General features: G+C 71.5%; 12 protein-coding genes. 10 read left to right on the top strand and 2 right to left on the bottom strand.

The annotated features are described in order from the left end of the window. The first annotated feature begins 38 nt into the window (after positions 1–38). From OG452_RS02550 to OG452_RS02505, 10 genes are all read left to right on the top strand, one after another. Positions 39–2,111, top strand: coding sequence for a SpoIIE family protein phosphatase (locus OG452_RS02550; protein WP_327293948.1), 2,073 nt, complete (start codon positions 39–41; stop codon positions 2,109–2,111). 140 nt (positions 2,112–2,251) lie between these two features. After that, the gene (locus tag OG452_RS02545; protein WP_327293947.1) at positions 2,252–3,628 is read left to right on the top strand and encodes a wax ester/triacylglycerol synthase family O-acyltransferase; all 1,377 of its coding nucleotides are present in this window, start codon (positions 2,252–2,254) and stop codon (positions 3,626–3,628) included. Between the two features lie 19 nt (positions 3,629–3,647). Further along, positions 3,648–4,604 carry an aldo/keto reductase gene (locus tag OG452_RS02540; RefSeq protein WP_327299485.1) on the top strand — a complete coding sequence of 319 codons (957 nt, stop codon included), beginning with the start codon at positions 3,648–3,650 and terminating at the stop codon, positions 4,602–4,604. A gap of 6 nt (positions 4,605–4,610) precedes the next feature. Then, a complete protein-coding gene (locus tag OG452_RS02535; protein ID WP_327293946.1) occupies positions 4,611–5,450 on the top strand; it encodes an amidohydrolase family protein in 840 nt (279 codons plus the stop codon). A 62-nt stretch (positions 5,451–5,512) separates the two neighbouring features. Continuing rightward, positions 5,513–6,265 (top strand): LytR/AlgR family response regulator transcription factor, encoded by a 753-nt coding sequence (locus OG452_RS02530; protein WP_327293945.1) that lies wholly within the window; start codon positions 5,513–5,515, stop codon positions 6,263–6,265. 67 nt (positions 6,266–6,332) lie between these two features. Continuing rightward, entirely contained in the window at positions 6,333–6,695 is a 363-nt protein-coding gene (locus OG452_RS02525; RefSeq protein WP_327293944.1) for a hypothetical protein, read from the top strand. Next, positions 6,692–8,182, top strand: coding sequence for a sodium/solute symporter (locus OG452_RS02520; RefSeq protein WP_327293943.1), 1,491 nt, complete (start codon positions 6,692–6,694; stop codon positions 8,180–8,182). The genes OG452_RS02525 and OG452_RS02520 overlap by 4 nt, the downstream gene beginning before the upstream one ends. Continuing rightward, positions 8,179–9,366 (top strand): histidine kinase, encoded by a 1,188-nt coding sequence (locus tag OG452_RS02515; protein ID WP_327293942.1) that lies wholly within the window; start codon positions 8,179–8,181, stop codon positions 9,364–9,366. Before OG452_RS02520 ends, OG452_RS02515 begins: the two co-directional genes overlap by 4 nt. A 104-nt stretch (positions 9,367–9,470) precedes the next feature. Then, positions 9,471–10,118, top strand: a complete 648-nt coding sequence (locus OG452_RS02510) for a helix-turn-helix domain-containing protein (RefSeq protein ID WP_327293941.1) — start codon at positions 9,471–9,473, stop codon at positions 10,116–10,118. A 3-nt stretch (positions 10,119–10,121) separates the two neighbouring features. Then, entirely contained in the window at positions 10,122–11,309 is a 1,188-nt protein-coding gene (locus tag OG452_RS02505) for an NADH:flavin oxidoreductase (protein WP_327293940.1), read from the top strand. A gap of 36 nt (positions 11,310–11,345) precedes the next feature. Here OG452_RS02505 and OG452_RS02500 read toward each other — a convergent pair whose 3' ends face one another. Together OG452_RS02500 and OG452_RS02495 are read right to left on the bottom strand one after the other, a co-directional pair. Further along, entirely contained in the window at positions 11,346–11,831 is a 486-nt protein-coding gene (locus OG452_RS02500; protein ID WP_327293939.1) for a hypothetical protein, read from the bottom strand. A 197-nt stretch (positions 11,832–12,028) separates the two neighbouring features. Beyond that, complete coding sequence (locus tag OG452_RS02495) at positions 12,029–13,948, bottom strand: glycosyl hydrolase family 28-related protein (protein WP_327293938.1); 1,920 nt, start codon at positions 13,946–13,948, stop codon at positions 12,029–12,031. Positions 13,949–14,064: the final 116 nt, after the last annotated feature.

Raw genomic sequence — 14,064 nt, 5'->3', positions numbered from 1 at the left:
CCCTCGAATAATTGGACAAACCATGGCAGAGTGATCGCATGGTTGAACGGGCAGAGGGCGCCCTGTCGCTACCGGCGGACTGGCCCGCCCACCCCGATCTGAGCCTTGCCCTCAACCGCATGGGCAGCTTCGACTGGGATCTCGACACCGGGCTGATGCACCTCGATCAGGCCGCCCTTGACGTTTTCGACCTCTACGCCGACGAGTACAACGGTCATCCGGAGGCGCTCGCCCGCCGGGTGCCGCCCGATGAGTCGACCCGGCTGGATGCCATGGTGTCCCGGGCGCTCAAGAGCGGGGCCACGTTCTACGGTGCCTACTTCCGCATCCGCCGCCGCGACGGTTCACTGCGCTGGACCCATACGCAGGGCGTCGTCCGGCGCGACATCACGGGCCGTCCTCACCGGATCATCGGCATCGTCAGGCACGCGGCCCAGGAACTCGCGGACGCCTCGGTCCGTATCGCCCTGGACGACGAGGGCCGGCGGAGAACCAGCGTCGTCGAGGACACCACCGCGGCCCTGGCCCATGCCCGTACCGTCCAGGACGTCATCGACGTGCTCAACGAGGCCCGCGGACTCGAATATCTCGGCGCGACCAGCCTGGTGCTGGGACTCGTCGACGGCGGGCGGATCCGGCTGGTCGCGGACGGGCCCGCGGGAAGCTTTGTGCCAGGCACCCGCTACACCCGGGTGGACGAGCAGTACCCGATGGGCGAGGTGATCCGGACCTTCGCGCCCCGTTTCATCGAGTCCGCGCACGACTTCGCTGTCTCGTACCCCCGGCTGTGGCCCCACATCAAGAGCCTCGGTATCACGTCGGCCGCCTACCTCCCCCTGATCGCGCAGGCCAGGCCGATCGGCGCGATCGGCCTGCTCTACCGCGACAAGGTCGGCTTCAGCGCGGACGAACGCGACCTGCTGATCGCCCTCGGCAGCTCCATCGGGCAGAGCCTCCAGCGGGCCGTGCTCTACGAGCAGGAGCACGACCTCGCCCAGGGGCTCCAGCAGGCCATGCTGCCGCGCCGGATACCCGAGGTCACCGGCGGACAGGTCGCGGTCCGCTACCGGTCCGCCGGGATGGGCCGTGACATCGGCGGCGACTGGTACGACGTGATCCCGCTGCCCAGCGGCAGATTCGGCATGATCATCGGGGATGTGCAGGGGCACGACACCCATGCGGCCGCCGTCATGGGCCAGTTGCGCATCGTGCTGCGGGCGTACGCCGCCGAGGGGCACAGCCCGGCGACCGTGATCGCGCGGGCCTCCGACTTCCTGCACGAGCTGGACACCGACCGCTTCGCGACCTGTCTGTACGCGGAGGTCGACCTGGCGACCGGAGTGGTCCAGCTGGTCCGCGCCGGGCATGTCGATCCGCTGCTGCGGGCACCCGACGGCACCTGTCGCCGGGTGACGGTGGACGGCGGGCTGCCGCTGGGGCTCTCGGCCGAGTTCGCCCGGCTCGACTACCCGGTCACCACCCTGGAACTGGACCCTGGGCACACCCTGCTGCTCTTCACCGACGGGCTGGTGGAGGAGCCGGGCACCGATCTGGACGACGGGACGCGGCGGCTCGCCACGGTGGTCCAGGGCGGCCCCCGGGATCTTCAGCTGCTCGCCGACCAGCTGTGCGATGTGGCCGACGAGTGGGGCGGCGCCGACGACGTCGCGCTGCTGCTGCTGCGCAGACAGGGTCTGGACGCCCCGCAGAGCGGTGGCAGGCTCCAGCAGCGCGTGGGGCAGTCCGATTCCGACGCGCTGACCGCCGCGCGTCACACGGTGCGTGCGGCGGTACGGGCCTGGGGCGCCGCGGAGCGTGCCGACGACATCGAGCTGGCCGCCGACGAGCTGATGACCAACGCCCTGACGCACACCGAGGGCGAGGCGGTGATCACCCTCAGGGTGCTCTCCCGGCCGCACCGCAGGCTGCGGGTCGAGGTCGACGACTGCTCAAGCGTGCTGCCGCGCCGCCGGGACGCGGGGGAGACGGGGGTGTCCGGACGCGGGCTGCTGCTGGTGGACAGGCTCGCGGACCGGTGGGGGGTCGAGTCCCGGGGCAACGGCAAGTGTGTCTGGAGTGAATTCGCGGTGCCGGACAGTACGGCGATGTGACGGATACCAGGCAGTAACTGTCAGTATCGATGTAGTACTTGACCGTAACTGACTCATGGGGCCTAACTGCTGCATCCCGGGTATCTGTCCGTACCCTCGCGGCACTCGCGGCACCGGCTCCCGACGACATCGAGGTTCTGTTGAGCTCCGAGCTGCTGGCCCCGCTTGATCTCGCGTTCTGGCACCTCGAATCCGCCGAGCACCCCATGCACCTCGGGGCACTCGCGGTCTTCGGGCCGGGTCCGGCCCCGGGGCCAGGCCCGCAGGAGGTCATGGACCTGCTGGCGGAGCGCGCCGCCGCGATCCCCCGGCTGCGGATGTGCGTACGCCCGGTGCTGCTGCCGCTCGGCGGCGCGGCCTGGTCCGAGGACAAGCAATTCGACGTACGCCGTCATGTGCGGCACGTCGTCCTGCCCGAAGGCCACTTCGCCACCGGGGCAAACCGGCTCGCGGGGGAGCTGATGGAACGGCCACTGGAACGCGGACGCCCGCCCTGGGAGATGTACGTCCTGACCGGGCGCTCCGGCGACCCCTTCGCCGTCCTGGTCAAGCTGCACCACGCGCTGGCCGACGGGATGCGGGCCGTGGCGATCGGGGCCGGGATCTTCGACCAGATCGCCGGCGGGCGCGGCGCCGACGGCAGGAAGGCGCGTCCCGTGCCGCCGCGCTCGTGGCTGCCGGGACCCGGTCAGTTCGCCGGGTTCGCCCGGGAGCGGATCGAGGAGCTGGGCCGGGCCGTGGGGATCGGCGCCTCCGTCATGCGCGCAAGCCGTATCGATCTGTGGGCCGGGTCCGCGCTGGCCGCCAGTTCCAGCGGCACCCGGCGGCTCGCCACCGCCGTGCTCGACCAGGACGACGTGCTGCGGGTGCGCAGGGAGGCGGGCGGCACCGCCAACGACGTGCTGCTCGCGGTGGTCGCGGGTGGGCTGCGCCGCTGGATCCTGGAGCGCGGTGAGCGGCTGCCCGGAGCCGATCCGCGGGCCCTCGTGCCGGTGTCCCGGCGGCGCCCCGGCTCCCCGCCCGGCTCGGCGAACAAGCTGTCCGCGTATCTGCTCGGGCTGCCGGTCTCGGAACCCGACGCGTGGCGCAGGCTGTGCCGGGTCCGTTCCGCCATGGACCGCAACAAGGCGGCCGGACCCGCGCGCGGCGCCGGTGCGGTGGCCGTGCTGGCGGACCGGCTCCCCCCGCTGGCCCACCGGGTGGGCGCCCAACTGGCCGGGAGCGCGGCGCGGATGCTCTTCGACGTCCTGGTGACCAGCGTGCCGCTGCCACGCTCGACGCTGTCGCTCGGCGGCTGCCCGCTCCGGGAGCTCTACCCGCTGGCGCCGCTCGCGCACGGGCAGTCGCTCGCCGTCGCGCTGTCCGCCTACGGCGGGCGGGTCCATGTCGGCTTGGTGGCGGACGGCAAGGCGGTGCCGGACGCGGGACGGCTCGCCCAGTGTTTCTCGGACGAGCTGGCCGAACTGCTGCAAGCAACGCACGAGAGATCACGCAAGGGTGTTGACGCCCTGAAGTGATCCGATGAATATTCGTGTCATGCGGCGCAACAAGATCGGAAACAGCACGGTCGACATCACCGAGCTGTCCTTCGGGGCAGCCGGGATCGGCAATCTCTTCACCCCGGTGGGCCCGGCGGAGGCCAGCGAGGCAGTGGATGCCGCCTGGGATGCGGGGCTCCGGTACTTCGACACCGCTCCGCACTACGGGCTGGGCCTCTCCGAGCGCAGGCTCGGCGGCGCACTGCGCGAGCGGCCCCGCGCCGATTACGTGCTGTCGACCAAGGTCGGACGACTGCTGGAGCCGGGGCCGGATGAGGGTGACGACACCGGAAACGGGTTCGCCGTCCCCGCGACCCACCACCGGGTCTGGGACTTCAGCGCGGACGGGGTGCGGCGCAGTATCGAGGACAGCCTGGCCCGGCTCGGCACCGACCGGATCGACATCGCCTATCTGCACGACCCCGACGACCACGCCGAGGACGCCTTCCGGCACGCCTACCCCATGCTGGAGCAGCTGCGCTCGGAGGGGATGCTCGGCGCGATCGGCGCCGGGATGAACCAGACGGCGATGCTCACCCGCTTCCTCCGCGACACCGATGCCGACGTGGTGCTCTGCGCGGGGCGCTGCACACTGCTCGACCGGTCCGCCCTGGACACTCTGCTGCCCGAGGCGCAGGCGCGCGGCAGGAGCGTCGTCGTCGGAGGCGTCTTCAACTCCGGCCTGCTGGCCGACCCCAGGCCGGGCGCACCGTACGACTACGGGGCGGCGCCCGCCGGCGTCCTCGACCGGGCGCTGCGGATGAAGGACATCTGCGCACGGTACGGGATACCCCTGCGCGCCGCCGCCCTCCAGTTTCCCCGGCGCCACCCGGCGGTGGCGAGTGTGCTCGTCGGCACCCGCTCGGCCGCCGAGGTGCGCGACGCCGCCGAGATGCTGCGGCTCGGCATACCGGAGGAACTCTGGGACGAGCTCGCCGCGCTGGGGGAGGACTGAGAGCCGATGCGGATCATCGACGCCCACCACCATGTGTGGGACCTCGCCGTACGCGACCAGGACTGGATCACCGGGCCGGAACTCGCCCCGCTGCGCCGGGACTTCACGCTCGGTGAAATCGCGCCGCAGGCCCGGGCCGCGGGCGTGGCGGCCACCGTCCTCGTCCAGACCGTCACCGTCGCCGAGGAGACCCCCGAGTTCCTGGCCCTGGCCGGGCAGAGCGATCTGGTCGCCGGAGTCGTCGGCTGGACCGATCTCACCGACCCCGGGATCGTGGACACTCTCGCCGCGATGCGTGAACTGCCCGGCGGGCAGAGCCTGGTCGGCATCCGCCATCAGGTGCAGGGCGAACCGGACCCCGGCTGGCTGCTGCGCCCCGATGTCCGGCGCGGGCTCGCCGCCGTCGCGGCGGCCGGTCTTGCCTACGACCTGATCGTGCTCCACCACCAGCTGCCCGTCGCCGCCGCCGTCGCCGCACAGCTCCCCGAACTCACCTTCGTACTCGATCACCTGGGAAAGCCGCCCATCGCCGACGGCGCGCTCCAGCCCTGGGCATCCGACGTACGCGCCCTGGCGGCCCGCCCCAACACCGTCTGCAAGCTCTCCGGCATGGTCGCCGAAGCGGGCCCGGGCTGGACGACGGACGGACTCCGCCCGTACGCCGACGCGGTGCTCGAAGCCTTCGGCCCCGGCCGGCTGATGTTCGGATCGGACTGGCCGGTCTGCACCCTCATGGCTTCCTACGGTGAAGTCGTCGCCACCGCACACCGGTTGACCAGTCGGCTCAGCGAGGCGGAGCGCGCCCAGGTGCTCGGGTCCACCGCCGCACGCGTCTACGGCATCTGAGGCCGCAGCCCCCACGGCTTCCCGGTCCGCCGCACGCCCCGCCAGGTCGTACACTCCGGGCCATGCTGCGCGTACTGGCCGTGGACGACGAGGAGCCCGCTCTCGAAGAGCTTCTCTATCTGCTCCGCAGCGACCCCCGGGTCCGCAGCGCGGAGGGCGCGCTGAGCGCCACCGAAGCGCTGCGCCGCATCGGTGGCGCGCTCGGCCCGGCGGCCGATGAAGCGGCGGCCGTCGACGTCGTCTTCCTCGATATCCACATGGCCGGGCTCACCGGTCTCGACATCGCCCAGCTGCTCGCGGGGTTCACCCGGCCCCCGCTGATCGTCTTCGTCACCGCGCACGAGGGTTTCGCCGTGCAGGCCTTCGACCTCAAAGCCGTCGACTACGTACTGAAACCGGTCCGCAGGGAACGCCTCGCCGAGGCCGTGCGCCGGGTCGCCGAACTCGTCTCCGACCGGGCGGCCCCCGTACTGGACGCCGGCGCCGACCAGATCCCCGTCGAACTCGGCGGTGTCGTCCGTTTCGTCGCCGTCAGCGACATCACCTACGCCGAGGCCCACGGAGACTACGCACGGCTGCACACCGCCGACGGCAGCCATCTCGTGCGCGTCCCGCTCTCCGCGCTGGAGGAGCGCTGGCGCTCACGCGGATTCGTCCGGATCCACCGCAGCCATCTCGTGGCGCTGGACCGCGTCGACGAACTCCGCCTGGAAGCGGGCTCCATGAGCGTCCGGGTCGGTGCGACCGAACTCCAGGTGAGCAGACGCCACGCCAGGGCGCTGCGCGACCGCCTCATGCGGCGCCCCGGCTCCTGACCCTCGCACGGATGGTCCTTCTCCGTTTCCCTCCCGGCGGCCCGCCGCCCTGCGTACACTCCGCGCCATGTCCCCAGAGCCGCTACCCCGCCGCGAGACCGTGACGGGCGAGCCCAGGCGGGTGCGGCCACTGCCCCGCTACCTGGCGCAGTCGGAGATCGACGAACAGACTGCGCTCGGCGACGCCTACGTACACTCCCTGATGCGGGGTCAACTCCGTGCCGGACTCGGCGCCTTCGCCCTCGTCGCGGTCCTGGCAGGGACCCTGCCGCTCGCCTTCACGGCGCTCCGCAGCGAGCTGGCCGTCTGGGTCGTCCTGGGCCTCTGCGCCTATCCGCTGCTTGTGGCCGTCGCCTGGTGGTACGTCCGCCGGGCCGAGCGCAACGAACAGGACTTCGCCCGTCTCGTCGAAGGCCGCCCCGCGCGGTGAGCCGGGCGTACGCCGTGGTGGCGGTGGCCGCCGTCGTTCTCGCCACCGTCCTCGTCGGAGGCTTCGGGCTGCGGATCTCCCGTACGACCTCCGACTTCTACGTGGCGTCGCGCACCGTGGGGCCACGGCTCAACGCCGCGGCGATCAGCGGTGAGTACCTCTCCGCCGCCTCGTTCCTCGGAATCGCCGGACTCGTCCTCGTCCACGGCCCCGACATGCTCTGGTACCCGGTCGGCTACACCGCCGGATATCTGGTCCTGCTGGTGCTCATCGCCGCACCCCTGCGCCGCTCCGGTGCCTACACCCTGCCCGACTTCGCCGAAGGACGGCTTGAGTCACGGCAGGTCCGCGGCCTGGTCGGGGCTCTCGTCACCGGAGCGGGGTGGCTCTATCTGGTGCCCCAGCTCCAGGGCGCCGGGCTTACGCTGGAGATCCTCACCGGCGCGCCCGGCTGGCTGGGCCCGGTGATCGTCGCCGCGGTCGTCGTGATCTCGGTCGCCGCGGGCGGAATGCGCAGCATCACCTTCGTCCAGGCGTTCCAGTACTGGCTCAAGCTCACCGCCCTGCTGGTCCCCGCGCTCTTCCTGATCCTCGCCTGGCAGGGCGACGGACGTCCCCGGGTGCCGTCCGCCGGCCACCGACTGGCCGTCGCCGCAGGCTTCGACCGGGGCGGCCATCCGCTGTACGCGACCTACGGACTGATCGTCGCGACCTTCCTCGGCACCATGGGACTGCCTCATGTCGTCGTCCGCTTCTACACCAGCCCGGACGGCCGCACCGCCCGCCGCACCACCGTCGTGGTCCTCGCACTGATCGGCGCCTTCTATCTGCTCCCGCCGGTGTACGGGGCGCTGGGACGGCTGTACGCGTCGGAGCTGTCCCTCAGTGGTGACGCCGACGCGGCCGTGCTTCTGCTGCCGGGCCGGATGATCGGCGGCACCGGCGGCGCCCTGCTCGGCGCGCTCGTCGCGGGCGGTGCCTTCGCCGCGTTCCTCTCCACGGCCTCCGGGCTGACCATGGCGGTCGCCGGGGTCCTCACCCAGGGGGCCCGCGGTGTACGGCACTTCCGCCTCGCCACACTGCTGGCCATGGGCATACCGCTCGGCGCCGCCCTGCTGGTCAGCGGCGTCCCGGTCGCCGACGCCGTCGGGATGGCCTTCGCCGTGTCCGCCTCCTCCTTCTGCCCTCTCCTGGTTCTGGGCATCTGGTGGCGCCGTCTCACCCCGCCCGGCGCCGTCGCGGGACTGCTGCTCGGCGGCGGCTCCGCGCTGATCGCCGTCTCGGTCACGATGGGCGGGGGCCTGCGGCCCGGCTGGGCGCAGACCCTGCTCGCCTGGCCCGCCGTGTGGTCAGTGCCGGTGGGCTTCCTCGCGATGATCCTGGTGTCGCTGGCCACCCCGGGCCGCATCCCGCCGGGCACAAGCGCCGCCATGGCCCGCTTCCACCTGCCGGAAGCGCTGGCCGCGCCCCCGGGCGGCGGCCGGTGAGCGGGGCCGCACTGGCCGCGCTGATCGTGCTCGGGCCGCTGCTGGCGGCCGGCGGGTTCCTGCTCGGCAGGCACACCCGCCCCGCTCGTGGCAGCGGCGTCGGAACGCCGGTCGAGCACGCGACGTTCGAGACGCTGCACGCCGCGTCGCTCGCCGCGCCGCCGCTGCGGGCCGGGCTCACCGGGGAGAGCGCCCGCAAGGCCGCACGCCGGCTGCGCTCCCTGCTCGGCACCGACGCGCTCTGCCTCACCGACGGCGAGCGCGTCCTCGCCTGGGACGGCATCGGGGAACACCACCGCGCCCCGGCCATGGACCAGCTGGGCGCCCTGCTGGAGACCGGCAGGGACCAGGCCTTCAGCACTGCCTGCGACGATCTGGACTGCCCGCTGCGCTGGGCGGTGGCCGTTCCGCTGACCGTCGACGGCCGGGTGCTCGGCGCGCTCGTCGCCTATGCGCCGCGTGAGTCGGCCGTGCTGGCCCGGGCGGCCGGGGAGGTGGCCCGCTGGGTCTCCGTGCAGCTGGAGCTCGCCGAACTCGACCGCTCCCGTACGCAGTTGATCGAAGCCGAGATCAAGGCGCTGCGGGCGCAGATCTCCCCGCACTTCATCTTCAACTCCCTCGCGGCCATCGCCTCGTTCGTCCGCACCGACCCCGAGCGGGCACGCGAACTGCTGCTTGAGTTCGCCGACTTCACCCGCTACTCCTTCCGTAGCCACGGGGACTTCACCACACTCGCCGACGAGCTGCACTCCATCGACCAGTACCTGGCGCTGGTGCGGGCCCGGTTCGGCGACCGGCTGGGTGTGACGCTCCAGGTCGCGCCGGAGGTCCTGCCCGTGGCGCTGCCGTTCCTCTGTCTGCAGCCGCTCGTCGAGAACGCCGTCAAGCACGGGATCGAGGGGGAGGCGGGACGGAGCCGCGTCACCATCAGCGCGCTCGACGCGGGCGCTGAGGCCGAGGTGGTGGTCGAGGACAACGGCGTCGGTATGGAACCGGACCGGCTGCGCCGGATTCTGCGCGGTGAGGCCGGGACCTCGTCCGGCGTCGGGCTGCTGAACGTGGACGAACGGCTGCGCCAGGTGTACGGGGACGAGTACGGACTGGTGATCGAGACGGCGCCCGGCGCGGGCATGAAGGTGACCCTGCGCATCCCGAAATACCGTGCGGGCGTGCACGGTTCATGACCCACTGGGAGTCCCGGCAGCGGGCTTGTGGGCGGAGAGCGGGACGCGGGTTCTTTTCAATCAGTGATTGAAAAGTGTGGTGCGCTGTGCTCTGATGTCGTGCCATGGCCACCGACGCGACCCGGACCCGACTGCTCGACGCGGCCGAGCGGCTCTTCCTCGAACACGGCTATGAGCGTGTCTCGGCGCGTGCCGTCAACGCCGCGGCGGGGATGAACCCGGCCGCGGTCCACTACCACTTCGGCTCCAAGGAGGGCTTGGTCGTGGCCCTGCTGCAGAGCCGGCTGGGCCCGCTCTGGGCGGACCGCCTGGCCGGGCTGACGCGGCGTCGGCACACCGGCTGGACCCCCGGTGTGGCCGAAATCGTCGACGTGGTCGTCCGGCCCCTGGACGAGCTCGCGGCCGGCCCCGGTGGACGCATGCTGCTGCACCTGCTGGCCCGCGTGGTGTTCCGCAACCGCGACCTGCGCTGGGACGAGCCGTGGTTCCGCCACGATCCCTGGTGCGAGCTGCTGGCCGCCGCCCGCCCGGACCTGTCGGCGCAGGAGGTTCAGGACCGCTGGTGCCTGGCCTTCGACCTGCTGCTCCAGCTGTACGGGGAACCCTCGGCCGCCGCCGGCAGGCTCGGCGCGATCCCGGTCCCGTCGTCCGCCACGGTGATCGCCTTCGTCACGGCGGGCCTCAACGCCCCTGCCACGCAAGACGCCCCTTCCGCGCCCGACGCCCCTTCCACGCAAGCGTACGAAGGATGACTCATGACTGTCCCGACATCCCGTGACAACCCTGATGTCCTCGCCCCGGCGAGGCTCGGCCCGCTCACCCTGCGCAACCGCGTCATCAAGGCCGCGACGTTCGAGGGCGCCACACCCGACGCCCTCGTCAGCGACCGGCTCATCGAATACCACCGGCGGCCCGCCGCGGGTGGGGTGGGGATGACCACCGTCGCGTACCTGGCGGTCGCGCCGGAGGGGCGCACCGAGCGCCGCCAGATCTGGATGCGCCCCGAGGCGATACCGGGCCTGCGGCGCCTGACCGACGCCGTGCACGCCGAGGGCGCGGCAGTCTCGGCCCAGATCGGCCACGCAGGCCCGGTAGCGGACGCGAAATCCAACAGACGTCCCGCGCTCGCACCCGGACGCCTGTTCAACCCCGTCAGCATGAGGATGGCGAGGGCCGCGACCGAGGCGGACATCGCGCGGATCACACGCGCGCACGGCGAGGCAGCACGGATCGCCGTCGAGTCGGGCTTCGACGCAGTGGAGATCCACCTCGGACACAACTACTTCGCCAGCTCGTTCCTGAGCCCGAAGATCAACAAGCGCCGGGACAGGTACGGCGGCAGCCTCGCCAACCGGGCGAGGGTCGCCCGCGGCGTGGCCCGCGCGGTGCGCGAGGTGGTCGGCGACCGCATCGCGATCATCGCCAAGCTCAACATGGACGACGGGGTGCCCGGCGGTTTCTGGCTGGACGAGAGCCTCCAGGTCGCCGAGTGGCTTCAGGAGGACGGCACACTCGACGCGTTGGAGCTGACCGCGGGCAGCTCGCTGCTGAACCCGATGTACCTCTTCCGCGGCGAGGCGCCGATCCCCGAGTTCGCCGCGGCGTTCCCGCAGCCGCAGCGGCTCGGCGTGCGGCTCATCGGGAAGAAGTTCCTCGTCGGCTATCCGTACCGGGAGGCGTTTCTGCTGGAGTCGGCGCGGCAGTTCCGAGCCACGCTGGAACTCCCACTGATCCTGCTCGGTGGCATCACCACCCGGGACACCATGGACCTGGCCATGGCCGAGGGCTTCGAGTTCGTGGCGATGGGCCGGGCGTTGCTGCGCGAGCCGGACCTGATCCGGCGTATCGAACAGGACCGGGCGACGAAGTCGCTGTGCATCCACTGCAACCGCTGCATGCCGACGATCTACTCCGGCACCCGGTGCGTGCTGGTCGAGCCCTGACGTTGAAGAGCGGGTCGGCCGCCAGGGGCGAGCCCCTCAGAACAGATGGATCGCCAGATGGCCCAGCGGCAGCCCCAGCTGCCAGGCCGGGGTCCACACCCGGGGCTCGTCGTCCCTGCCCGGCACCGCTCCCGGCGTGACCGCGTCGAGGTCGGCCGCGAACAGTTCGGTGTCCTCCAGCCACCGCCAGGCCGCCAGGGCCAGTGGCAGGTCGGGCCCCTGCCCGCCCGCAGCCACCAGCTCCGCGATGCGGCCGCACACCCACTCCCGCCAGCGGGCGTCGTACGCGGTGAGCGACAGCCATTCGTCGAGCCGCGCCACCACCCGCGCCCCGCCGACCGGGCCGTCGGAGAGGAAGACGGTCAGCGCCAGCGCGTCCCGTCCCGCCTGGTACTCGATCGTCGTCCGCGGCATGAGATCGCCGGTCCGCAACAGTTCATCCGCGATGTACTCGGCGTACATCCAGTCCATCGGGACCAGCAGTTCGTCACCACTGGTCCCGCTGGTGCTCTCGGGACGCATCCCGTCTCGCCTCTTTCGTCTCTCGGCCGGGCAGTTCTCCGACACGTCGGCAGGCGCGCCGTCAGACGCTCCAGGGAGCATTGAACCGTGCCGGATGCCCCACGTGGCCGGAAACCCCGGATTCGCCCAGGACTTGTCAGGCCGGTCATGTTCGTAGCCGGATGGCGAGCGCTGCGGCTGTTACGGGAAGCCCGGTGTCAATGGGACGAGGCACTCGGGTAGACCGGGTCGGGCATAGCGCCACAGTACGGGGCCTGGTCGATCCCTGAGTTGCCGCCGCCGTCGGTGACCTTGAAGTTGCCGCCCTCGCAGTTGTAGACGGGGGCGGGCCCGCCCGCGCCGGTGGCCGTGACGTTGGTGAACGACGCTGCTCCGCCGGTCTGTTCCTGCAGCGCGAACGTGCCGGTGCCCGCGATCGTCACGTCCTTGAGGGAGACGCCGCTGATGGTGCCCTCGACCCACTGCACGGCCTCGTACGGGCTCTGCTGGATCAGCGTGTCCGACACGTCGACCTGGCCGGTGATCGCTCCCTGGCTGCCGTCGAACCACAGAGCCCCGACGCCGAAGTTCCAGTTCGGGTCGAGGCTGCCGGACCGGACGATCGTGTTGTCGGAGATCGTCGTTGTGCCGATGGGCGTCGACGTGAAGCGCTGCCCGACGTGAATCCCGCCGCCCTGGGTGATGCCGGTGTCCCGCACCAGATTTCCCGAGACGGTGTTGTCGTGGCCGCCGTAGATCGCGATGCCGTTGGCGAGCATCTGCAGCTGGACGGTGTTGTCGGAGACCGTGTCGTTCGCGTCCGCACCGATGCCGGAGTCCGCCCAGGTGGCGATACCGTCGTCGCCGGTGTTGCGGATGTCGCTGCCGGTGACCTTCGACCGGGTGACGCCCCCATGGAAGTTGATGCCGTCGGCCGTCGTGTCACGGATGCGCAGACCGCTGAACGTCAGGCCGTCCATCGGCCCGTCCATCCAGGCGCCGACCTTCTCGTGCTCGATCCACACGTCGTTCACGGAGGAGTTGCTCATGGCGCCGCCGATGCCGTTGACCTGGGCGGTGTCGTCGCGTTCCTGTACGTCGCCGGAGATCGCGAAGTCTTTGAGGTGTACGCCGGCGCTCGGGTTCGGCGCCGCATTTCCGTAGAAGCCGGGGGCCGCGCCCGTGACGGTCGAGTACCACATGCCGGCGCCCGCGACCGTCACGTCGTTCACGGCGATGTGCCCGGGAACCTTGAAGGTGCCCTGCGGGACCCATACGGTGCCGCCCGAGCCGGCGGCACTGATCGCCGCGTTGAAGGCAGCGGTCGAGTCGTTCTTGCCGCTCGGGTCCGCGCCCCTGTCGGTCACCGACACCGAGCCGGACGGCTGCGACTGCGCCGCGGCGACCTGCTCGAAGTCGGCGAAGTCGATGGTGTACGAGGGGGCCGCGCCCGACGAGGGCACCTCCAGCTTGAACGTGGTGCCCTTCGGATACGTCTTCGGCAGCAGCCGGTGCGTCTCGTCGAAGAAGTGGTGAGGGTTGCTGCCGGGCGTGTTGGTGAACGGGTAGCTCCCGTAGAACCAGCTGTACGCGTTGGTGAGGCTGAGGTCGTCCTGCGCGGCGCCGTCGATGGAGAGGGAGAGCGGGGCGGTGTAGGCAGAGCCGTCAGAGGTGTCGGGGATGCTGTACCGGACGTCGATGGAATTCGTGTCGACGGGCGTCGTGAATGTCACGTACTGGCCGCTGCCTTGGAGGGTCACCGCCTTGCGGTACGAGGCCTCGTCGGCCAGCTGTCCCTGCTGGTAACTCGGCCCGCTCCGCGTGCCGTTGGTGTCCGCATCCTCCGCCTGCACCTCGGAGTACGGCAGGCTCGCGCCGCTGCCGCCGGTCACGGTGCCCGGGGAGGTCGAGGTGGTCGGGGTGACGGGGGCGGGGGCGGCGTGCGAGGGCTGCGCCGCGAGGACGGCGAGTGTGCCTGCGAGCAGCAGCGCGGAGCCGAAGGCGCCGGCGCCGGATCGGCCCAGGCGACTGAGGCGGCGCGGGGAGTGCGCTCCGGCGAGTGGTGTGAGGGGGTGCGGTTGTTGAACGGAGCCTGGCGGCTCAGTTGTTAGCTCGGTCCTGCGCCTTGTCTTTGGCACCTTGTGGTCCATTCGTCGCGAGAGTGCGAGTGGGGGGCGTGCCCGCGGAGATGTGAGGGGGCGGGTGTACCACTGAGGCCGATGTGACGGCAATGCAACAGGACCGTAATGGCGGG

This window comes from Streptomyces sp. NBC_01197, assembly GCF_036010505.1.
In the GTDB taxonomy this organism is placed as follows: Bacteria; Actinomycetota; Actinomycetes; order Streptomycetales; family Streptomycetaceae; genus Streptomyces.
This window is presented reverse-complemented; position numbering and strand designations above follow the sequence as displayed.

What these genes read in the sequence shown, in the direction of transcription:
- OG452_RS02550 (WP_327293948.1), top strand. Translation starts at nt 39, where the DNA reads ATGGTTGAACGGGCAGAGGGCGCCCTGTCGCTACCGGCGGACTGGCCC.
- OG452_RS02540 (WP_327299485.1), top strand. Translation starts at nt 3,648, where the DNA reads ATGCGGCGCAACAAGATCGGAAACAGCACGGTCGACATCACCGAGCTG.
- OG452_RS02535 (WP_327293946.1), top strand. Translation starts at nt 4,611, where the DNA reads ATGCGGATCATCGACGCCCACCACCATGTGTGGGACCTCGCCGTACGC.
- OG452_RS02530 (WP_327293945.1), top strand. Translation starts at nt 5,513, where the DNA reads ATGCTGCGCGTACTGGCCGTGGACGACGAGGAGCCCGCTCTCGAAGAG.
- OG452_RS02525 (WP_327293944.1), top strand. Translation starts at nt 6,333, where the DNA reads ATGTCCCCAGAGCCGCTACCCCGCCGCGAGACCGTGACGGGCGAGCCC.
- OG452_RS02510 (WP_327293941.1), top strand. Translation starts at nt 9,471, where the DNA reads ATGGCCACCGACGCGACCCGGACCCGACTGCTCGACGCGGCCGAGCGG.
- OG452_RS02505 (WP_327293940.1), top strand. Translation starts at nt 10,122, where the DNA reads ATGACTGTCCCGACATCCCGTGACAACCCTGATGTCCTCGCCCCGGCG.
- OG452_RS02500 (WP_327293939.1), bottom strand. Translation starts at nt 11,831, where the DNA reads ATGCGTCCCGAGAGCACCAGCGGGACCAGTGGTGACGAACTGCTGGTC.